Annotated in this window: 18 protein-coding genes; 6 read left to right on the top strand and 12 right to left on the bottom strand. The window is 70.4% G+C overall.

Going from position 1 to position 20155, the window contains the following annotated elements:
* Positions 1-135 precede the first annotated feature (135 nt).
* Positions 136-1365, top strand: coding sequence for an acyl-CoA dehydrogenase family protein (locus ACFVWW_RS29835; RefSeq protein ID WP_384330917.1), 1230 nt, complete (start codon positions 136-138; stop codon positions 1363-1365).
* 237 nt (positions 1366-1602) lie between these two features.
* Here the strand turns inward: ACFVWW_RS29835 and ACFVWW_RS29830 are convergent, their stop codons facing one another.
* Positions 1603-2091 carry a glutathione peroxidase gene (locus ACFVWW_RS29830; RefSeq protein WP_384180583.1) on the bottom strand — a complete coding sequence of 163 codons (489 nt, stop codon included), beginning with the start codon at positions 2089-2091 and terminating at the stop codon, positions 1603-1605.
* A 99-nt stretch (positions 2092-2190) separates the two neighbouring features.
* On the opposite strand from ACFVWW_RS29830, the gene ACFVWW_RS29825 reads away from it, so the two are divergent.
* Positions 2191-2436 (top strand): DUF6011 domain-containing protein, encoded by a 246-nt coding sequence (locus ACFVWW_RS29825; RefSeq protein WP_384180581.1) that lies wholly within the window; start codon positions 2191-2193, stop codon positions 2434-2436.
* Positions 2437-2460: 24 nt separating this feature from the next.
* Here ACFVWW_RS29825 and ACFVWW_RS29820 read toward each other — a convergent pair whose 3' ends face one another.
* Both ACFVWW_RS29820 and ACFVWW_RS29815 read right to left on the bottom strand, forming a co-directional pair.
* Complete coding sequence (locus ACFVWW_RS29820; RefSeq protein ID WP_384180580.1) at positions 2461-3339, bottom strand: acyl-CoA thioesterase; 879 nt, start codon at positions 3337-3339, stop codon at positions 2461-2463.
* A 20-nt stretch (positions 3340-3359) separates the two neighbouring features.
* Positions 3360-5933, bottom strand: a complete 2574-nt coding sequence (locus ACFVWW_RS29815; RefSeq protein ID WP_384180578.1) for a DEAD/DEAH box helicase — start codon at positions 5931-5933, stop codon at positions 3360-3362.
* A gap of 75 nt (positions 5934-6008) precedes the next feature.
* On the opposite strand from ACFVWW_RS29815, the gene ACFVWW_RS29810 reads away from it, so the two are divergent.
* Entirely contained in the window at positions 6009-6800 is a 792-nt protein-coding gene (locus ACFVWW_RS29810; protein ID WP_384180576.1) for a metal-dependent hydrolase, read from the top strand.
* 107 nt (positions 6801-6907) lie between these two features.
* Here ACFVWW_RS29810 and ACFVWW_RS29805 read toward each other — a convergent pair whose 3' ends face one another.
* The 3 genes from ACFVWW_RS29805 to ACFVWW_RS29795 form a co-directional block, all read right to left on the bottom strand.
* Positions 6908-8689, bottom strand: a complete 1782-nt coding sequence (locus tag ACFVWW_RS29805) for an ABC transporter ATP-binding protein (protein ID WP_384180574.1) — start codon at positions 8687-8689, stop codon at positions 6908-6910.
* A complete protein-coding gene (locus ACFVWW_RS29800; protein WP_386878915.1) occupies positions 8686-10545 on the bottom strand; it encodes an ABC transporter transmembrane domain-containing protein in 1860 nt (619 codons plus the stop codon). Before ACFVWW_RS29800 ends, ACFVWW_RS29805 begins: the two co-directional genes overlap by 4 nt.
* A gap of 204 nt (positions 10546-10749) precedes the next feature.
* A complete protein-coding gene (locus tag ACFVWW_RS29795) occupies positions 10750-11199 on the bottom strand; it encodes a MarR family winged helix-turn-helix transcriptional regulator (RefSeq protein WP_384180570.1) in 450 nt (149 codons plus the stop codon).
* Between the two features lie 141 nt (positions 11200-11340).
* On the opposite strand from ACFVWW_RS29795, the gene ACFVWW_RS29790 reads away from it, so the two are divergent.
* Both ACFVWW_RS29790 and mltG read left to right on the top strand, forming a co-directional pair.
* Positions 11341-13224, top strand: coding sequence for an ABC transporter ATP-binding protein (locus ACFVWW_RS29790; RefSeq protein ID WP_386878916.1), 1884 nt, complete (start codon positions 11341-11343; stop codon positions 13222-13224).
* Positions 13225-13327: 103 nt separating this feature from the next.
* Positions 13328-14191 (top strand): endolytic transglycosylase MltG, encoded by an 864-nt coding sequence (mltG, locus tag ACFVWW_RS29785; RefSeq protein ID WP_386878917.1) that lies wholly within the window; start codon positions 13328-13330, stop codon positions 14189-14191.
* A 22-nt stretch (positions 14192-14213) separates the two neighbouring features.
* Here mltG and ACFVWW_RS29780 read toward each other — a convergent pair whose 3' ends face one another.
* The 6 genes from ACFVWW_RS29780 to ACFVWW_RS29755 all read right to left on the bottom strand — a co-directional run bounded on the left by ACFVWW_RS29780 (position 14214) and on the right by ACFVWW_RS29755 (position 19553).
* Positions 14214-15302: an NAD(P)-binding domain-containing protein gene (locus ACFVWW_RS29780; RefSeq protein WP_386878918.1), complete on the bottom strand. Its 1089-nt coding sequence runs from the start codon at positions 15300-15302 to the stop codon at positions 14214-14216.
* 38 nt (positions 15303-15340) lie between these two features.
* Complete coding sequence (locus tag ACFVWW_RS29775) at positions 15341-16549, bottom strand: LLM class flavin-dependent oxidoreductase (RefSeq protein ID WP_384330899.1); 1209 nt, start codon at positions 16547-16549, stop codon at positions 15341-15343.
* Entirely contained in the window at positions 16549-17586 is a 1038-nt protein-coding gene (locus ACFVWW_RS29770; RefSeq protein ID WP_386878919.1) for an ABC transporter substrate-binding protein, read from the bottom strand. Before ACFVWW_RS29770 ends, ACFVWW_RS29775 begins: the two co-directional genes overlap by 1 nt.
* Positions 17587-17681: 95 nt before the next feature.
* A complete protein-coding gene (locus tag ACFVWW_RS29765; RefSeq protein ID WP_386878920.1) occupies positions 17682-18464 on the bottom strand; it encodes an ABC transporter ATP-binding protein in 783 nt (260 codons plus the stop codon).
* A complete protein-coding gene (locus ACFVWW_RS29760) occupies positions 18437-19303 on the bottom strand; it encodes an ABC transporter permease (RefSeq protein ID WP_386878921.1) in 867 nt (288 codons plus the stop codon). Before ACFVWW_RS29760 ends, ACFVWW_RS29765 begins: the two co-directional genes overlap by 28 nt.
* A 166-nt stretch (positions 19304-19469) precedes the next feature.
* Positions 19470-19553, bottom strand: coding sequence for a putative leader peptide (locus tag ACFVWW_RS29755; RefSeq protein ID WP_343234701.1), 84 nt, complete (start codon positions 19551-19553; stop codon positions 19470-19472).
* 92 nt (positions 19554-19645) lie between these two features.
* On the opposite strand from ACFVWW_RS29755, the gene ACFVWW_RS29750 reads away from it, so the two are divergent.
* Positions 19646-20068 (top strand): secondary thiamine-phosphate synthase enzyme YjbQ, encoded by a 423-nt coding sequence (locus tag ACFVWW_RS29750; RefSeq protein ID WP_384180554.1) that lies wholly within the window; start codon positions 19646-19648, stop codon positions 20066-20068.
* The last annotated feature ends 87 nt before the right edge of the window (positions 20069-20155 follow it).

Genomic DNA, 20155 nt, shown 5'->3' with positions numbered 1-20155 from the left:
ACGCCTGGGCAACGTAACACCGTTGCCGCCGTCAATGCTGACCAGGCCGTTGCCGGTTGACATCCTCTACTTGCGAGTAACAGACTGCTGTTACCTTAAGTAACACATGCAGGCGATGGAGTGCTGGAGGGCACCATGACCGAGTTCACGCTCGATCTCAATGACGACCAGAAGCAGGTCCGTGAGTGGCTCCACGGTTTTGCCGCGGACGTCATCCGCCCGGCCGCCGCCGAGTGGGACGAGCGTGAGGAGACGCCGTGGCCGGTCATCCAGGAGGCCGCCAAGATCGGCATCTACTCCCTGGACTTCTACGCCCAGCAGTTCTTCGACCCTACGGGCCTCGGTATCCCCATGGCGATGGAGGAGCTGTTCTGGGGTGACGCCGGCATCGCCCTGTCGATCGTCGGTACGGGCCTGGCGGCCGTCGGCGTCCTCGCCAACGGCACCGAGGAGCAGATCGGCACCTGGATCCCGCAGATGTACGGCGACGCGGACGACGTGAAGGTCGCCGCCTTCTGCTCGTCGGAGCCGGACGCGGGCTCCGACGTGTCCGCCATGCGCACCCGCGCGGTGTACGACGAGGCCAAGGACGAGTGGGTGCTCAACGGCACCAAGACCTGGGCCACCAACGGCGGCATCGCCACCGTCCATGTCGTGGTCGCCGTGGTCGACGCCGCTCTCGGCTCGAAGGGCCACGCCTCCTTCATCGTCCCGCCGGCCACGCCCGGTCTCTCCCAGGGCCAGAAGTTCAAGAAGCACGGCATCCGCGCCTCCCACACCGCCGAGGTCGTCCTGGAGGACGTCCGGGTGCCGGGGCACTGCCTGCTCGGTGGCAAGGAGAAGCTCGACGAGCGTCTCGCCCGGGCGCGGGAGCGAGCGGCGGCGCCGGGGGGCGAGCGGGTGAAGAACGCGGCCATGGCCACCTTCGAGGCCTCCCGCCCGGCGGTCGGCGCGATGGCGGTGGGCACGGCGCGGGCGGCGTACGAGGTCGCGCTCGACTACGCCAGGACGCGTAGCCAGTTCGGCCGTCCGATCATCGACAACCAGGGCATCGCGTTCCAGCTGGCCGACATGCGTACGCGGATCGACGCGTCCCGGCTGCTGGTGTGGCGTGCGTCCTGGATGGCGGCGACCGGCAAGCCGTTCACCTCGGCGGAGGGCTCCATGTCGAAGCTGTTCGCCAGCGAGACCGCGAAGGCGGTCACGGGGCAGGCCGTGCAGATCCTCGGCGGCAACGGCTTCACCCGCGAGTACCCGGTCGAGCGCATGCACCGGGACGCCGCGATCTACACGATCTTCGAGGGCACGAGCGAGATCCAGCGCCTGGTGATCGCCCGCACCCTGTCGGGCATGCCGATCCGCTAGGCCCTGTCCGGTCGATCTTCGTGGGCCCGCGACGCCCGGCACGGCACCTCGCCGCGTTGTCGGAGTCGTCCAAGTACGTCCAGTACGAGGACGATCCTCCGCCTTGCGATGTACCGCGCCGGACGCCGCGGGCTGATCCACGAAGATCGACCGGACAGGACCTAGAGCCCCTGGTCATCGCGGGGCCCGGTCGGGCCGGGGCCGCTCACGCGCGGCGGCAGCCCCGGCGGTCCGCCGTCAGGCCGGAAGCTGCGCCTCGATCGCCGCGACGACCTCCGGGGCCTCCGGCTCGGTGCGGGGGCGGATGCGGGCGACCACCTCGCCCTTCGGCGAGAGCAGGAACTTCTCGAAGTTCCACTGCACGTCCCCGGCCGCGCCCTCCGCGTCGGCGGTCTTCGTGAGCTCCGCGTACAGCGGGTGCCGGGTCTCCCCGTTCACGTCCGTCTTCTCCAGCAGCGGGAAGCTGACCCCGTACGTCGCCGAGCAGAACGTCTGGATCTCCTCCGCGTCGCCGGGCTCCTGCCCCGCGAACTGGTTGCAGGGCACGCCGAGGACGGTGAAGCCCCGGTCCCCGTACTGCTGTTGCAGCCGCTCCAGCCCGGCGTACTGCGGGGTGAGACCGCACTTGGACGCGACGTTCACCAGCAGCACGGCCCGGCCCTGGTACGCGGCCAGGGTGGTGGGCTCACCGGTGAGGGTGTGCAGCGGGATGTCGTACAGAGTCATCAAGATCTCCTCGGGGCCGGCGTTCTCGCTTCATTGTGGACCCGCGCGTGAGCGCCGCCGCAGGCGGGCTGGTACAGCTGGGACATGCACAGTTCGGACATGCACGAATCACGGCGCGGCGACGACCGGTTGCCCGGCTCCGGCGACGACCGGCTGCCCGGCTCGCTACCGGACGGCGGCGTCCGCCGTCCGGTCAGGTGCGGTATGTGCGGCAGGCCGCTCACCGGTACGGCGTCGCGCCGTACCGGTCTCGGCCCCGCCTGTGACGCCAAGCTCCACCCGCCCGCGCCGGACATCAGGACCCGGCGGCGCGAGGCCGACCAGGACCCGATCCCCGGCGTCTGACAGCGGCTGCGTCGGTCCGTCGCGCTACGAAGCCCCGTCGTGCCGCCGGAACAGGCCCTCCTGTACGACGGAGACCAGCAGCCGGCCCTCCCGGTCGTAGATCCGGCCCCGGGCCAGGCCCCGGCCGCCCCGGGCGATCGGTGACTCCTGGTCGTACAGGAACCACTCGTCCGCACGGAACGGACGGTGGAACCACATCGCGTGGTCCAGCGACGCCATGTCGAAGCCGCGCGGTCCCCAGAGCGGCTCCACCGGGATACGGACCGCGTCCAGGAGCGTCATGTCGCTCGCGTACGTCAGCGCGCAGGTGTGCACCAGCGGGTCATCGCCCAGCGGCCCCACCGCGCGCATCCACACCGCGCTGCGCGGGTCCGCGTCCTTGATCTCCTCCTGGGTCCAGCGCAGCCGCTCCACGTATCTGATGTCGAACGGCTGGCGCCGGGCCATCCGCTCAAGGGACTGGGGCAGCCGGCCCAGATGCTCACGTACCTCGTCGGAGACCGTCGGCAGCGTCTCGGGATCGGGAAAGTCGAGGCGCGGCGGCAGCTGGTGCTCGAAGCCGCCCTCCTCCGGCTGGTGGAAGGAGGCCGTCAGATTGAAGATCGTGCGGCCCTGCTGGACGGCGGTGACGCGGCGGGTGGTGAACGACCGTCCGTCTCTGACCCGTTCGACCTGATAGACGATCGGGACACCCGGACGTCCCGGCCGCAGGAAGTACGCGTGCAGCGAGTTGACCGGGCGGTCGCCGTCGGTGGTGCGGCCGGCCGCGACCAGGGCCTGGCCGGCGACCTGCCCGCCGAAGACCCGCTGCAACGATTCGTCGGGGCTGCGCCCGCGGAAGATGTCGACCTCGATCCGCTCCAGATCGAGCAGATCGACCAGCCGCTCGGCGGGATTCGTCATGGTTCGGTGTTCTCCCGTTCTCAGAGCTGGCCGACGGCCGTGACATGCACGACGGCGCGGCCCTCTTCGTCGGAGGCCGCGAGGTCGACCTCCGCGCTGATGCCCCAGTCGTGGTCGCCGTTGGGGTCGGCGAAGGCCTGCCGGACCCGCCACAGGCCGTGCTCCGGGTCCTCCTCGATGGCGAGCAGCTTCGGCCCGCGGGCATCGGGTCCGGTGCCCAGGTCCTCGTACTCGTCCCAGTACGCGTCCATCGCCTCGCCCCACGCGTCCGCGTCCCAGCCCGACTCGCTGTCGAGCTCGCCCAGATCGTTGACCTTGTCCAGGGCGGCCAGCTCCACCCGGCGGAACATCGCGTTGCGTACCAGGACCCGGAAGGCGCGCGCGTTGGCCGTGACCGGCCTGACCTGGTCGGCCTTCTCCTGCGCCTGCTCGGCGGTCTCCACCTCCGGATTGGCCAGCTGCTCCCACTCGTCGAGCAGACTGGAGTCGACCTGACGGACCATCTCGCCGAGCCAGGCGGTGAGATCCTCCAGATCCTCCGACTTGAGGTCGTCCGGAATGGTGTGCTCCAGCGCCTTGTACGCGCCCGCCAGATAGCGCAGCACAATGCCCTCGGTGCGGGCCAGCTCGTAGAACGAGGTGAACTCCGTGAAGGACAGCGCCCGTTCGTACATGTCCCGGATCACCGACTTGGGCGAGACGGGATGGTCACCCACCCACGGATGGCTGGTGCGGTACACGTTGTAGGCGTGGACGAGCAGCTCTTCCAGGGGCTTGGGGTACGAGACGTCCTGGAGCCGCTCCATCCGCTCCTCGTACTCGACGCCGTCCGCCTTCATCGCGGCGACCGCCTCGCCGCGCGCCTTGTTCTGCTGGGCGGCGAGGATCTGCCGCGGATCGTCGAGCGTGGACTCCACGACCGAGACCATGTCCAGCGCGTACGAAGGCGATTCGGGGTCCAGCAGCTCGAACGAGGCCAGCGCGAAGGTGGACAGCGGCTGGTTCAGCGCGAAGTCCTGCTGGAGATCGACGGTGAGCCGGACGATACGGCCCTCCGCGTCGGGGGTCTCCAGACGCTCCACCACCCCGCCGTCCAGCAGCGAACGGTAGATGGCGATGGCCCGCCGGATGTGCCGCAGCTGCTGCTTGCGCGGCTCGTGGTTGTCCTCCAGCAGATGGCGCATCGCCGCGAAGGCGTTGCCAGGACGGGCGATGACCGACAGCAGCATGGTGTGAGTGACCCGGAAGCGGGAGGTCAGTGGCTCGGGATCGGAGCCGATGAGCTTGTCGAAGGTGGTCTCCGACCAGGCGACAAAGCCCTCGGGGGCCTTCTTGCGGACCACCTTGCGGCGCTTCTTGGGATCGTCGCCCGCCTTCGCGAGCGCCTTCTCGTTCTCGACGACATGCTCGGGCGCCTGCGCGACGACCAGGCCCGCCGTGTCGAACCCGGCCCGGCCCGCCCGGCCCGCGATCTGATGGAACTCCCGTGCCCGCAGGGTGCGCACGCGCGTGCCGTCGTACTTGGTGAGCGCGGTGAACAGCACCGTACGGATGGGGACGTTGACCCCGACGCCCAGCGTGTCCGTACCGCAGATGACCTTCAGCAGACCGGCCTGGGCGAGCTTCTCCACCAGCCGCCGGTACTTGGGCAGCATGCCCGCGTGGTGCACCCCGATGCCGTGCCGCACGTAACGGGAGAGATTGCGGCCGAACTTGGTGGTGAAGCGGAAGCTGCCGATGAGATCGGCGATCCGGTCCTTCTCCTCGCGCGTGCACATGTTGATGCTCATCAGCGACTGCGCCCGCTCGACCGCGGCGGCCTGCGTGAAGTGCACGATGTAGACCGGCGCCTGCTTGGTCTCCAGCAGCTCGGTCAGCGTCTCGGTGATCGGGGTGAGGCGGTACTCGTACGACAGCGGGACCGGCCGGGTCGCGGACCGTACGACGGAAGTCGGCCGCCCCGTGCGGCGGGTCAGGTCCTCCTCGAAGCGGGCGACATCACCGAGGGTCGCCGACATCAGGATGAACTGCGCCTGCGGCAGTTCCAGAATGGGGATCTGCCAGGCCCAGCCACGGTCCGGCTCCGCGTAGAAATGGAACTCGTCCATCACGACCTGGCCGATGTCGGCGTGCTTGCCGTCCCGCAGCGCGATGGACGCCAGCACCTCGGCGGTGCAGCAGATCACCGGTGCGTCCGCGTTCACGGAGGCGTCGCCGGTCAGCATGCCGACGTTCTCCGTGCCGAAGAGCTTGCACAGGTCGAAGAACTTCTCCGAGACCAGCGCCTTGATCGGCGCGGTGTAGAAGGTGACCTTGTCCTGCGCCAGCGCCGTGAAGTGCGCACCCGCCGCGACCAGGCTCTTTCCGGAGCCGGTGGGGGTGGACAGAATCACATTGGCCCCGGAGACCACCTCGATCAGCGCCTCCTCCTGAGCCGGATAGAGCGTGAGGCCCTGGCCCTCGGCCCAGGAGGAGAAAGCCTCGAAGAGGGCATCGGGGTCGGCATCCGGCGGCAGCTGATCGATAAGGGTCACGCCCCCATCTTGCCTGGCTTCCGCCGGGATCAGGGAACCGGACGGCGGTCCGAAGATCATGGGCGATACGCTGCCCTGTCAACTGAGCTTCAGCACACGGGGCTTCATCACCACTGCAATGGGGCGGGTACGACCATGATGGGACCGGCACACTCTCTGTCAGGGGCAGCGGCCTGGCTGGGGGTGGGTGCCGCCGCGGCCGCCGCCGGATACGAGATGCCGTGGCCGGTCCTCGTCGTCGGCGCCCTGATCTGCGCGGGTGCCGCCCTCGCTCCCGACCTCGATCACAAGGCCGCGACGATCTCCCGGGCCTTCGGTCCGGTGTCGCGCGCGCTCTGCGAGATCGTCGACAAACTGTCGTACTCCGTCTACAAGGCGACCAGGAAGCCGGGCGACCCCCGCCGCACCGGCGGCCACCGCACGCTGACCCACACCTGGCTCTGGGCGGTCCTGACCGGTGGCGGCGCCTCGGCGCTGGCGATATCCGGCGGCCGCTGGGCGGTGCTCTTCATCCTCTTCGTCCATCTGGTGCTGGCGGTGGAGGGCCTGCTGTGGCGGGCCGCCCGGGTCTCCAGCGATGTGCTCGTCTGGCTGCTCGGCGCCACCAGCGCCTGGATGCTGGCGGACATCCTGGACCAGCCGGGCAATGGCGCGGCCTGGCTGTTCACCGGCCCCGGCCAGGAATATCTCTGGCTCGGCCTGCCGATCGTCCTGGGCGCGCTCGTGCATGACATCGGTGACGCGCTGACGGTGTCGGGCTGCCCGATCCTGTGGCCGATACCGCTGGGCCGCAAGCGCTGGTACCCGATAGGCCCGCCGAAGGCCCTGCGCTTCCGGGCCGGTGCCTGGGTGGAGATGAAGGTGCTGATGCCGGCCTTCATGCTGCTGGGCGGGCTGGGCGGCGCGGCCGCGCTGGGCTTCATCTGACCGCCGCGCACGGCCCGCCCGGACGAGCCCCCCGTGGCTCGCCCGGGCCGACCGTGCGCGGCTCTGCTCAGTCGTGCTCTGTCGTGTTCAGCCCTGCTCAGTCCTGCTCAGTCGTGCCAGGACCGCCACAGCGCCGCGTACGCGCCGTCCGCCGACACCAGCTCGTCATGGCTGCCCAGCTCGGTGATCCGGCCCTCCTCGACCACCGCGATCACATCCGCGTCATGCGCGGTGTGCAGCCGGTGCGCGATGGCCACGACCGTACGGCCGTCCAGCACCCGGGCCAGGGAGCGTTCCAGATGCCGGGCCGCGCGCGGGTCAAGCAGCGAGGTCGCCTCGTCCAGCACCAGGGTGTGCGGATCCGCGAGCACCAGCCGGGCCAGCGCGATCTGCTGCGCCTGCGCGGGCGTCAGGGCCGTACCGCCGGACCCGACCTCGGTGTCCAGCCCCTTGTCCGTCGCCCGCGCCCAGCCGTCCGCGTCGACCGCGCCGAGGGCCGCCCACAGCTCGGCGTCCTGCGCGCCCGTGCGGGCCAGCAGCAGATTGTCGCGCAGTGAGCCCACGAACACGTGATGCTCCTGGTTGACCAGGGCGACATGCTCCCGCACCCGCTCGGCCGGCATCTCGGACAACTCCGCCCCGCCCAGGGTGACCTGGCCCGTCCGCGGACCGTAGATGCCCGCGAGCAGCCGGCCCAGTGTCGACTTCCCGGCGCCCGAGGGACCGACCAGCGCGAGCCGGGTGCCGGGGCTGACGTTCAGCGTCACCCGGTGCAGTACGTCGATGCCCTCGCGGTAGCCGAAGTGCACCTCGTCCGCGCTGACGTCCCGCCCTTCCGGCACGACCGACGCGTCACCCGCGGCCGGCTCGATGTCCCGCACCCCGACGAGCCGCGCGATGGACACCTGGGCGACCTGGAGCTCGTCGTACCAGCGCAGGATGAGACCGACGGGGTCCACCAGCATCTGGGCGAACAGCGCGCCCGTCGTCAGCTGACCGACGTTGATCCAGCCCTGCAGGACGAAGACCCCGCCGATCACCAGCACGGCCAGGAAGATCGTCACATGGGTGAGATTGATGACCGGAAACAGCACCGACCGCAGCCAGAGCGTGTATCGCTCCCACGCGGTCCACTCTTTGATCCGCTGTTCCGACAGCGCCACCCGGCGCCCGCCGAGGCGGTGCGCCTCGACGGTCCGGCCGGCGTCGATCGTCTCGGCGAGCATCGCCGCGACGGCCGCGTATCCGGCGGCCTCCGAGCGGTACGCCGAGGGCGCCCGCTTGAAGTACCAGCGGCAGCCGACGATCAGCAGCGGCAGCGCCAGCAGCACCGCGAGCGCCAGCGGCGGCGCGGTGACGGTCAGCGCGCCGAGCAGCAGCGCCACCCACACGATGCCGATCGCGAGCTGCGGCACGGCCTCGCGCATGGCGTTCGCCAGCCGGTCGATGTCGGTGGTGATCCGGGACAGCAGATCGCCGGTGCCGGCCCGCTCCAGCACGCCGGGCGGCAGCCCGACGGCCCTGACGAGGAAGTCCTCCCGCAGATCCGCGAGCATCTCCTCACCGAGCATCGCCCCGCGCAGCCGCACCATCCGTACGAACACGGTCTGGACGACCAGCGCGACCGCGAACACCACGGCGACGCGCTCCAGATGCAGTTCGCGCGCGCCGTTGGAGAGGTCCTCGACGATGCCGCCGAGCAGATAGGGACCGACCATCGAGGCGATCACCGAGATGGCATTGACGGTGACGAGCAGGATGAACGCCTTGCGGTGTCTGCTCAGCAGCTCCCGCACATAGGCCCGTACGGTCGCCGGTGTGCCCACCGGCAGGGTCGTCGCCGACGCCGGGGCCGCCGGGTCGTACGCCGGAGGCGCCAGGCCGATCATGCTGATTCCTCGATCTCTTCCCGTGCCCGCGGTGAAGCCGGCGCCATGATGTGTTCCTGCTCGGTGGGGGATTCCTCGCCGGCGGGGGAGTCCTGCCCGGCGTGCTGCTCGTCCTCGGTCTCGCGGGTGACGACCGCGCGGTAGTCGGCGTCGCCGCGTACCAGCTCGCGGTGGAGACCCACGGCCGTGACCTTGCCCTCGTGGACGAACACCACCCGGTCCGCGCGGTCCAGCAGCAGCGGCGAGGAGGCGAACACCACGGTCGTACGGCCCGACCGCAGCGCCTTCACGCTCTCCGCGATGCGTGCCTCGGTGTGCGAGTCGACGGCGGAGGTCGGCTCGTCGAGCACCAGCACCTCCGGATCGGTGACCAGCGAACGGGCCAGCGCCAGCCGCTGACGCTGCCCGCCGGACAGCGAGCGGCCCCGCTCGGTGATCCTGGACCGCATCGGATCGCCGCTGCCGTCCACCGACGCCTGGACGAGCGCGTCGAGGACATCCCCGCACTGGGCGGCGGCCAGCGCCTGTTCCGCGTCGACCGCGCCGGAGGCCGGGATGTCCAGCAGCTCCGTGAGCGTCCCTGACAGCAGGACCGGGTCCTTGTCCTGTACGAGCACACTGGCCCGCGCCGCGTCCAGCGGGAGATCGTCCAGCGCCACCCCGCCGAGCAGCACCGACAGACTCTTCTCCTCCTCGGTCGCGTGGCCGCCCAGCCGCTCGGCGAGCCGCCCCGCCGCGTCCGGATCACCGCACACCACAGCGGTCAGCTGCCCGGACGGGGCGAGCAGGCCGGTGGCGGGGTCGTACAGATCCCCGGTCGGCCGGGCGTCGTCGAGACCGCCGCGCTCGTCCTCGAACGAGGTCCGCTCCAGCGACAGCACCCGGGCCGCGCGCTTGGCGGAGGGCCGGGAGAAGGAGTACGCCATGGCGATCTCCTCGAAGTGCCGCAGCGGGAAGAGCAGCAGGGTCACCGCGCTGTAGACGGTGACCAGACCGCCGACCTCGATGCGTCCGTCCAGGGCGAGACGGGCTCCGTACCAGACGACCGTGATCAGCAGGATGCCCGGCAGCAGGACCTGGATCGCCGAGATCAGCGACCACATACGCGCGCTGCGGACGGCGGCCTTGCGCACCTCCTGCGAGGCGGCGCGGTAGCGGCCGAGGAACAGCTCCTCGCCGCCGATGCCGCGCAGCACCCGCAGGCCGGCGACGGTGTCCGAGGCCAGTTCGGTGGCCTTGCCCGCCTTCTCGCGCTGGATGTCGGCCCGTTGGGTGGCTCGGGGGAGCAGCGGCAGCACCGCCAGGGCGAGCACCGGCACGCCGACGGCGATCATCGTGCCGAGCTCCGGCAGGTACAGGACCAGGCCGACGCAGATCAGTACGATCGCGATGGCGGCGGCCAGGAAGCGCGAGAGCGCCTCCACGAACCAGCCGATCTTCTCGACATCGCCGGTGGAGACCGCGACGACCTCGCCGGCGGCGACCCGTCGGGTCAGTGCGGAGCCCAGCTCCGCGGTCTTGCGGGCCAGCAGCTGCTGGACGCGTGCGGCCGCCGTGATCCAGTTGGTGACGGCGGTGCGGTGCAGCATGGTGTCGCCGACGGCGATGGCGGCGCCGAACAGCGCGATGAGGCCGCCGGCGAGCGCGAGCCGGCCGCCGGAGCGGTCGATGACCGACTGGACGGCGAGCCCGGCGCACGCCGACAGGCCAGCGATGCCGGCGAAGTGCAGCAGGCCCCAGCACACGGCTTTGAGCTGGCCGCCCAGCTGACTGCGTCCGAGCCACAGCAGGAACCGGGGGCCTGACCGAGCATCGGGAACCCCTGGATCGGGATACGGAAGGTCGCGAATCTGCATGATGTCCCATGGCTCGTGGGTGGCCCAAACCGTGCAAGGTTCGCCCTTTTGGAGCGCCCGGGGCAATGGGTTTTCCGAGCAGGAGCCAGAACGAGCCAGCTGGGGCCGCCCGCACGGGGCCTGGAATGAACAGCGCGGATGCACCCAGACGGGGGACAGTGGCTTCGGTGTCGGCGTCGGCTTCCGTTTCGGCGCCGGGCTCGGTCAGCAGCGGCGCTGGTGCCCATGACCTCCGTCGACCAGAGTCGACAACAGTCCGCCCAGTACCTCGCGCTGCTCGGTGGTCAGAGGGGCCAGGATGTCCTCCGCCGCCGACCGGCGCGCGACGCGCAGTGATCTCAGCGTGGCCCGGCCGGTCTCGGTCAGCTCGATCCGCACCACCCTGCGGTTGGTCGGATCGGGCACGCGCCGCACCGAGCCGCTCGCCTCCAGCCCGTCGACCAGACTCGTCACGGCGCGGGGCACCACTTCGAGCCGCTCCGCGAGGTCGGCCATCCGCGGCGGCCTGTCGTACGACGCGACGGTGCGCAGCAGCCGGGCCTGTGCCGGAGTGATGCCGATCGGCTCCATCTGCCGCGTCTGGATGCGGTGGAGCCGGCGGGTCAGCCGCAGCAGCTGCTCGGCCAGCATGCCGTCGACGTCGGGGGTGCTCATGGCGGAATAATATCAGGACAAGGCTCATTGTGAACATAGGTAACAGTGAGCTAAGCTCTGCAAAGTCCGCACTGTTCCACCTGTGTGTTCCACCTGTGTGCAGACCTGTCCGTCGAAGTCCCTCACCCGTCGAAGGAGCTCATGAAACCCGAATCATCCACCTGGAGCCCCTCGCCCCGCTCCGAGGGTCCGGGGCAGCCGGAGCCACCCGCCCAGCTGCGCCGCATCTTCGGTCTCTTCCGCCCCTACCGCGGCCGGCTCGCCGTCGTCGGACTGCTCGTCGGCGCCTCGTCGCTGGTCTCGGTCGCCTCGCCGTTCATGCTCCGCGAGATCCTCGACACCGCGATCCCGCAGGGCCGCACCGGACTGCTCAGTCTGCTCGCCCTCGGCATGATCCTCACCGCGGTCGTCAACAGTGTCTTCGGCGTGCTGCAGACCCTGATCTCGACCACGGTCGGCCAGCGGGTCATGCACGATCTGCGGACCGGCGTCTACACCCAGCTGCAGCGCATGCCGCTCGCGTTCTTCACCAGGACCAGGACCGGAGAGGTCCAGTCCCGTATCGCCAACGACATCGGCGGTATGCAGGCGACCGTGACCTCCACCGCGACCTCCCTGGTCTCCAACCTCACGGCCGTCGTCGCCTCCGTCGTCGCGATGCTCGCGCTGGACTGGCGGCTCACCGCCGTCTCGATGGTCCTGCTGCCGGTGTTCGTCTGGATCAGCCGGATGGTCGGCCGCGAGCGCAAGAAGATCACCACGGACCGCCAGCGGCAGATGGCCACGATGGCCGCCACCGTCACGGAATCGCTCTCGGTGAGCGGCATCCTCCTCGGCCGCACGATGGGGCGCGCCGACTCGCTCACGAAGTCCTTCTCCGACGAGTCCGAGCGCCTGGTCGACCTGGAAGTGCGCTCCAACATGGCCGGCCGGTGGCGCATGTCGACCATCGGGATCGTCATGGCCGCCATGCCGGCCGTCATCTACTGGGCCGCGGGCATCGCGCTGGGCACCGGTGGCACCGCCGTCTCCATCGGCACGCTCGTCGCCTTCGTCTCGCTCCAGCAGGGCCTTTTCCGGCCCGCCGTGAGCCTGCTCTCCACCGGAGTGCAGATGCAGACGTCGCTCGCCCTCTTCCAGCGCATCTTCGAATACCTCGATCTGCCCGTCGACATCACCGAGCCCGAGCGGCCGGTCAGGATCGACAAGGTCCGCGGCGAAGTGCGGTTCGACGGCGTCGACTTCAGTTATGACGACAAGGACGGAATGACGCTCCGGGGGATCGATCTGACGGTTCCCGCCGGAGGCAGCCTCGCCGTCGTCGGGCCCACGGGATCCGGCAAGTCGACGCTCAGCTATCTCGTACCCCGGCTGTACGACGTGACCGGCGGCCGGGTCCTGATCGACGGCGTCGATGTACGGGACCTGGACTTCGACACCCTCGCCCGCGCGGTCGGTGTCGTGTCCCAGGAGACCTATCTCTTCCATGCCTCCGTGGCGGAGAACCTGCGCTTCGCCAAGCCGGACGCCACGGACGAGGAGATACGCACAGCGGCGCGCGCCGCCCAGATACATGACCACATCGCCTCGCTCCCGGATGGCTACGACACTCTCGTCGGCGAGCGCGGATACCGCTTCTCCGGCGGCGAGAAGCAGCGGCTGGCGATTGCCCGGACCATCCTGCGCGACCCGCCCGTCCTCATTCTCGACGAGGCGACCAGCGCGCTGGACACCCGCACCGAGCACGCGGTGCAGCAGGCCATCGACGCCCTCTCCGAGGGGCGCACCACGATCACCATCGCGCACCGGCTCTCCACCGTCCGGGACGCGGACCAGATCGTGGTCCTCGACACCGGGCGCATCACCGAGCGGGGCACCCATGACGAACTGCTCGGGCAGGACGGCCGCTACGCCGCACTGGTCCGCAGGGACAGTCGGCCGGCACACGCCGACAGCGCCGAAGAGGATCCGACGCCCGACGGCACTCCGGCACCGGCCGAGAGCCTGGCACCCATCGCGCCCTGAACGCGAGCGCCTGTCAGCTCGGATCGCTCACTGTCCGTAAGCGATCCGTGTCGTAGTACCGCAAGTGCCGGGATCGGCGATCACTCCGGGTTAGCGTTCCCGCATGATGAACGAGCCTCCGCCGGCCAGGCCCGGGCGCAGACCCCGTCTCACCCGCCGTGGCCGACTGGTCCTGATCGTGACCGCGACCCTCGTCGTGGCGGCCGTGGTACTGGTTCCCGTGCTTCTGCTGACCGGGGGGAACAGCGGGAACAGCACCCAGGAAGCGCCGACGACCCTGGTCATTCCGGAGGGCCGGCGCGCCTCCCAGGTGTATGCCACCGTCGACCAGGCTCTGGGCGTGCCCGCCGGCGCCGCCCGGAAAGCGGCGCTCACCGCGCGGCTCAAGCTGCCACAGGCCGCCGGGGGAAACCCTGAGGGGTATCTCTTCCCGGCGACGTATCCGGTCCTCTCCTCGACCACGCCCGCCGCGCTGCTCAGCTACATGGTCAACACCGCGAACGAACGCTTCGGGGCCGACCGCATCATCGACGGCGCCAAGCGCAACGGAGTGACGGTCTACCAGACGGTCACCATCGCCAGCATCGTGCAGGCAGAGGCCGATACGGCGGCCGACATGGGCAAGGTCGCCAGGGTCGTGCACAACCGGCTCGCCCTGGGCATGCCGCTCCAGATGGACTCGACCCTCAACTACGCGCTGAACCGCTCCACCCTGGACACCACCCAGGCCGACACGAAGACCGACAGCCCGTACAACACGTACGAGCGCAAGGGCTTGCCGCCCACGCCGATCGGGAACCCGGGGGAGCAGGCCATGAACGCCGCGATCAACCCCCCGAGCGGAGAATGGCTGTACTTCGTCACGGTGGCCCCCGGGGACACCCGCTTCACCAACAGCTACGCCGAGCATGAGAAGAACGTCCAGGAGTTCAACGAGAAGCGCGGGAGCGCGAGCGACGCAGGCTGACCCGCGGGGCGGCTGGGGCTCGTCAGGCCGCCGCCGCCTCGCGCTCCAGCAGCCGTACGATGTCCCGCGCCGCCGCCCGGCCGGCCCGGTTGGCCCCGATGGTGGAGGCCGAAGGCCCGTACCCGACGAGATGGATCCGCTCGTCGCGTACGGCACGGGTCCGCTCGACCCGGATACCGCCGCCGCGCTCCCGCAGTCCGAGCGGTGCCAGATGGTCGATGGCCGCGCGGAACCCGGTCGCCCAGAGGATCACATCGGCCGCCACGGTCCGCCCGTCGGCCCAGGCCACGCCGTCAGGGGTGACCCGGTCGAACATGGGCAGCCGGTCGAGCACCCCCTCCTCGCGCGCCCGGGTGATCGCTTCGTTCACCGGCAGCCCGGTCACCGACACGACGCTCTGCGGCGCCAGCCCCTGGCGCACCCGTTCGTCGACGAGCGCGACGGCGGCCCGTCCCTGCTCCTCACCGAACGGCCCCTCGCGGTAGACGGGCGGCCGGCGCGTCACCCAGGTCGTGTCAGCGGCGACCTTCGCGATCTCCATCAGATGCTGGGTGCCGGAGGCTCCGCCGCCCACCACGACGACCCGCAGCCCGGCGAACTCCGCGGGGCCCGGATAGTCCGCCGTATGCAGCTGGCGGCCCAGAAAGGTCTCCTGACCGGGATAGCGCGGCCAGAACGGGCGGTCCCAGGTGCCCGTGGCATTGATCAGTGCCCGCGCCGACCACGTCCCCTCGGACGTCTCGACCCGCAGCCGCCCGCCCGCGCCCTCCCGCACGGCCGCGACATCGACGGGCCGGTGGACCCGCAGGCCGAAGCGCTCCTCGTACGCCGTGAAGTACGCGCCGATCACCTCGGAGGAGGGCCGGCTGTCATCGGCCTCCGCGGTGGTCAGCTCCATGCCGGGCAGCGAGTGCATGCCGTGGACCGTGCCGTACGTCAGCGAGGGCCAGCGGAACTGCCAGGCGCCGCCCGGCCGCGGGGCATGGTCGAGCACCACGAAGTCCTGGTCGGGAGCGAGCCCGGACCGCCGCAGATGGAAGGCGCCGGACAGGCCCGCCTGCCCGGCGCCGACGACCACCACATCGATGTCCCGTACCCCGAAGTCGTTCACGGTTCTACCAACAGACCCGGGGCCGGAGATCTTCCCGCTCAGCGGCCCCCGGCGACCAGCAGCGGGGCACCTCCGGGGGCCGACGCCGGCCGGCCGTTCACCGCGGGCACGCCCAGCAGCGGGGAAGGGGGCACGTGCGCGAGCAGCCCGCGCGCCGCCAGCTCCGGCGTCACGCCCTCCCCGAACCAGTACGCCTCCTCCAGATGCGGATAGCCCGAGAGCACGAAGTGCTCGATCCCCAGCGCGTGATACTCCTCGATCCGGTCGGCGACATCGGCGTGGCTGCCCACCAGCGCGGTGCCCGCACCGCCCCGTACCAGACCGACCCCCGCCCACAGATTCGGCGAGATCTCCAGCTGGTCACGCGAACCGCCGTGCAGCGCGAGCATCCGCTGCTGTCCCACCGACTCGCTCTTGCCCAGCGCCTGCTGGGCGGCGGCGACCGTCTCGGGATCGAGATCGTCCAGCAGCCGGTTCGCCGTGGCCCAGGCGTCCCGCGCGGAGTCCCGCGAGATCGTGTGCAGCCGGATGCCGAAGCGGACCGTACGGCCCCGCTCCTCCGCGAGACCGCGAATCCAGTCGATCTTCTCCTTCACCTGCGCCGGGGGCTCGCCCCAGGTCAGATAGACATCCGCGTGGTCGGCCGCGACCGGTCCCGCCGCCGGGGACGAGCCGCCGAAGAAGATCTCCGGCAGCGGGTCGGGCGGCAGCGCGGTCAGCCCGCCCTCCACCTGGTAGTGCTCACCGTCGAAGTCGTAGGGGCGTCCGCTCCAGGCGCCCCGGATCACCGAGAGGAACTCCGCCGTCCTGGCATAGCGCCGGTCGTGGTCGAGATGATCGCCGAAGCGCCGCTGCTCGGTGGAGTCCCCGCCGGTCACCACGTTGAGCAGCAGCCGCCCGCGGGTGATGCGCTGGTACGTGGCCGCCATCTGAGCCGCCAGCACCGGCGAGATCAGCCCCGGCCGGAACGCCACCAGGAACTTCAGCCGATCGGTGTGCTGCGCGAGCGCCACCGTCGTCAGCCAGGCGTCCTCGCACCATGTACCGGTCGGGGTCAGCACCGCCTCGAAGCCCAACTGCTCGGCCGCCTTGGCGATCTGCGTCAGATAGTCGATGTCGGGGGCGCGGACCCCGCTCACCGGGGTGATCCTGGAGCGCTTGATACCCCCGTCGGTATAGGCGTGGCGGTCCACGAGCGTGCGCCCGTCGCCGCCGGTCGGCAGGAACCAGTGCAGATGAATGCTCATCAGGAAGAGCCCTTTCCGTAGCTGCGCGCCGGGGAGGTCGACGGCGGCAGGTCCTTGTTGAAGCGGTCGTCCACGTAGTCGGCGAAGTCGAAGCGGCGGGGGATGAGCTTCAAGTCGGCGAAGGTGTCGGCGATCTCCTGCTCGGAGGCGACGGCGGCCGCGTCCAGAGCGACCGGCACCCGGGTTCCGTAGCTCAGTTTCACCGCGTCCAGGGCCACTTCGTACGGCAGCCCGGTGTCCTTCGCCCAGACCTTCGCCCATTCCTCGGGGTGCTCGAAGACCCAGTCCTGCGCCCGGCGCAGCCGCTCGACGAAGTCACCGAGCGCCGCGGCCTTCTCCTTGTCCTTGAGGGCGGCGGGCGCGGCGACCTGGAAGTTCAGCCCGTTGACAGCGCCCCGGCCGTCGGTCAGCACCCGGCCCTGTCCGCCGTGCAGTACCTGCGAGGTGTACGGATCCCAGACGGCCCAGGCATCCACCTTGCCGCTGGTGAACGCGGCGAGTGCGTCGGCCGGCTGCAACAGCGTGACCTTGATGTCGTCGAGGCCGAGACCGGCCTTCTTGAGGGAGGCGATCAGCTGGTAGTGCGCCGAGCTGCCCTGGGCGACCGCGACCGACTTGCCCTTGAGATCGGTGGTCTTCTTCAGCGGCGAGTCCTTGCGTACGAGAATGGCCTCGCCCCCGGAATCGCCGTGGCTCGCGGCCACCACCGTGATCTTCGAATCGGCTCCGGCGGCGAAGACGGGCGGGGTGTTGCCGACGGAACCGATGTCCACGGCGCCGGCGTTGACCGCTTCGAGCATCGGCGGACCGGAGGTGAAGGTCGACCACGTGATCTTGTACGGGAGATCGTCGAGCTCACCGGCGGCGCGCAGGACCGCCTCGGAACCGCCCTTCTGGTCACCGACATTGAGGGTCACGGACCCCTTGCCGTCGGTGTTCCCGCCCGCGCCGCCGGAACCGCCGGCGGACGAGGAGCCGGAGCAGGCGGTGAGGAGCAGGGCGAGCGGCAGCAGGGCGGCGGGCAGGAAGCGTTTCATGGTCGGATGACTTTCTGAGGGAGCGGTGCGGGGTTACGGGAGCGGAACAGGACTCGGGCAGCTGGTGCTCTCTGCTCTGTGCTCGGGCGCTCGGCCTAGGCGGCGCTGCTCGGGGCGGCTGGTTCGTCCACGCCCAGCTCGGTGAGCAGCCGGGAGCGCAGCGCGGCGAAGCCGGGATCACCCACGGAGCGCGGACGCTCCAGCGCGACCGGTGTCTCGTACGCGATGACGCCGTCCCGCATCACCAGCGCCCGGTCCGCGAGCAGCAGCGCCTCCTCCACGTCATGGGTGACCAGCAGGACCGCGCAGCCGCGCCGCTGCCACAACTCGGCCACCAGCCGCTGCGCCTTGATCCGGGTCAGCGCGTCGAGCGCGCCGAACGGCTCGTCGAGCAGCAGCAGATCCGGTTCCCGTACGAGCGCCCTGGCCAGCGAGGCGCGCTGGGCCTCGCCGCCCGAGAGCGTCTTGGGCCAGGCGCCCGACCGGTGACTGAGTCCGACCTCTGCCAACGCGCTCTCGGCGACGGCCCGTTCGGGCTTGCCGTCCAGCCCGAGCAGCACATTGCGCCAGACCCGCTTCCAGGGCATCAGCCGCGGCGCCTGGAAGGCGACCGCGCGCCGCTTGGGCACGAGCACCGTGCCCTCGATGTCACGGTCGAGGCCGGCCAGCACCCGCAGCAGGGTCGACTTGCCGCAGCCGCTGCGGCCGAGCAGCGCGGTGAACTCCCCCGGCCGCAGGGTCAGATCGAGCTGGTCGATCACCGGACGGCCGTCGAAGGACCGGGTCAGTCCCTCGACCCGTACCGCCGGGCCGGAGGAGGACGCCTGGGGTGCGTGCGGACTCACGGGGCTCACTGGCCCGTGAAGGTCGGTCGCCATTGCAGCAGCAGCCTTTCGAGAGTGCGGACGACGGCGTCGGCGAGCAGGCCCAGAAAGGCGTAGACGACCAGGCAGACGACGATGACCTCGGTACGGAAGAACTCCCTGGCCTGGTTCATCAGGAAGCCGATGCCGGCGTCGGCGTTGATGGACTCGCCGAAGACCAGGGCGAGCCAGGCCGTGGCGAGCGAGTACCGCAGTCCGGTCATCGCACCGGGCAGCGCGCCCGGCAGCACGACATGCCGGATCAGCCCCCAGCGGCCCAGTCCCAACGACTGTCCGGCTTCGATGAGTTGCTCGTCCACGCCGCGAATGCCCGCGTACACATTGAGATAGAGGTGGAAGGCGACGCCGAGCGCGATGAGCGCGATCTTGGGTGCCTCACCGATGCCCATCCAGATGATGAACAAGGGGATCAGCCCGACCCAGGGCACGGTGCGCAGCATCTGTACGGTCGCGTCGACCAGATCCTCGCCGAGCCGGGAGAGCCCCGAGACCAGCGCGAGCGCGATACCGATCACCCCGCCGAGCAGCAGGCCGACGGCGACGCGTTGGAGCGAGATTCCCATGGCAGCCGGCAGGGTGCCGTCCGCGATCAGATCGCCGGCCGCCCGGGCGATGGTGCCGGGGGAGGCGAGGATGTCGCGGTGCAGTACGCCGGTCGCGCTCAGCACCTGCCAGCTGAGCAGAAGCAGCAGCGGCCCGATGATCCGGCGAAGCCAGCGGGGGACGGAGCGGCGCCGGGAGCCGGGGGCGGAGACAGGAGTGACCGGCTCCAGAACGGGCGGTTCATTCACCGATATGACTGATATATCCGGCGGGGCATGGTCGACGGTCATGGCGGCTCCACAGGCAGCGGAAGGGCGAGGAGGGGAGCGGGCGCGAGAGGGTGCGCGGGGGACCATCGCCTCAGCGTCCGCGCGTGGCGGTGCGACGAGAGTCAGGCCGGCACACGAATAGGGGGCGCAGCCGAAAAAAGAGAGCGGGGAGAGCGCTGAGAAGACGTCAGCAGCCGCGACAACACGCGGCGGACGCCACCCGCAGCAGGTCGATGTGACCGCGCGTGGTGAGCAGAGCTGAACGCAACATGGCGCAGAACGTAGCGAGCGTTCCCTGATCAGGTCAATGGTGTCTCGGCACGCGGACGCGCGATTCCAGGGACCGGGCGGCAGGATGGACGCATGTCCGACGCATTCACCACCAGGATCCTGAACATCAGCACCGGCACCGCCGAGGCCGTGACCGATCTGACCCACGCCTGCGAGAGCTTCCTCCAGGAGAGCGCGGCGGGCCGGGACGGTCTGCTGAACATTTTCGTACCCCACGCGACCGCCGGCGTGGCCATCATCGAAACGGGCGCCGGCAGCGACACCGACCTCCTCGCCGCGCTCCACACCCTGCTCCCCGCCGACGACCGCTGGCAACACCGCCACGGCACCCCGGGCCACGGCAGAGACCACGTCCTCCCCGCCCTGATCCCACCCCACGCCACCCTGCCGGTCATCGACGGCCACCTGGAACTGGGCACCTGGCAGTCCATCTGTCTGGTAGACACCAACATCGACAACCCCCGCCGCCAGGTCCGCCTGACCTTCCTAGGCTGACCAAGATCGTCCTGGGGGTAGCCGCTACGCCGCGTCATCCCCGGAGCGTCAGCGGGAAGATGTACTCACCGCCGCCGCATCCGTCGG

The organism is Streptomyces sp. NPDC058198 (assembly GCF_042882605.1).
GTDB lineage: Bacteria > Actinomycetota > Actinomycetes > Streptomycetales > Streptomycetaceae > Streptomyces.
The sequence above is the reverse complement of the archived record's forward strand: the minus strand, read 5'-3'. Positions and strand labels throughout refer to the sequence as shown.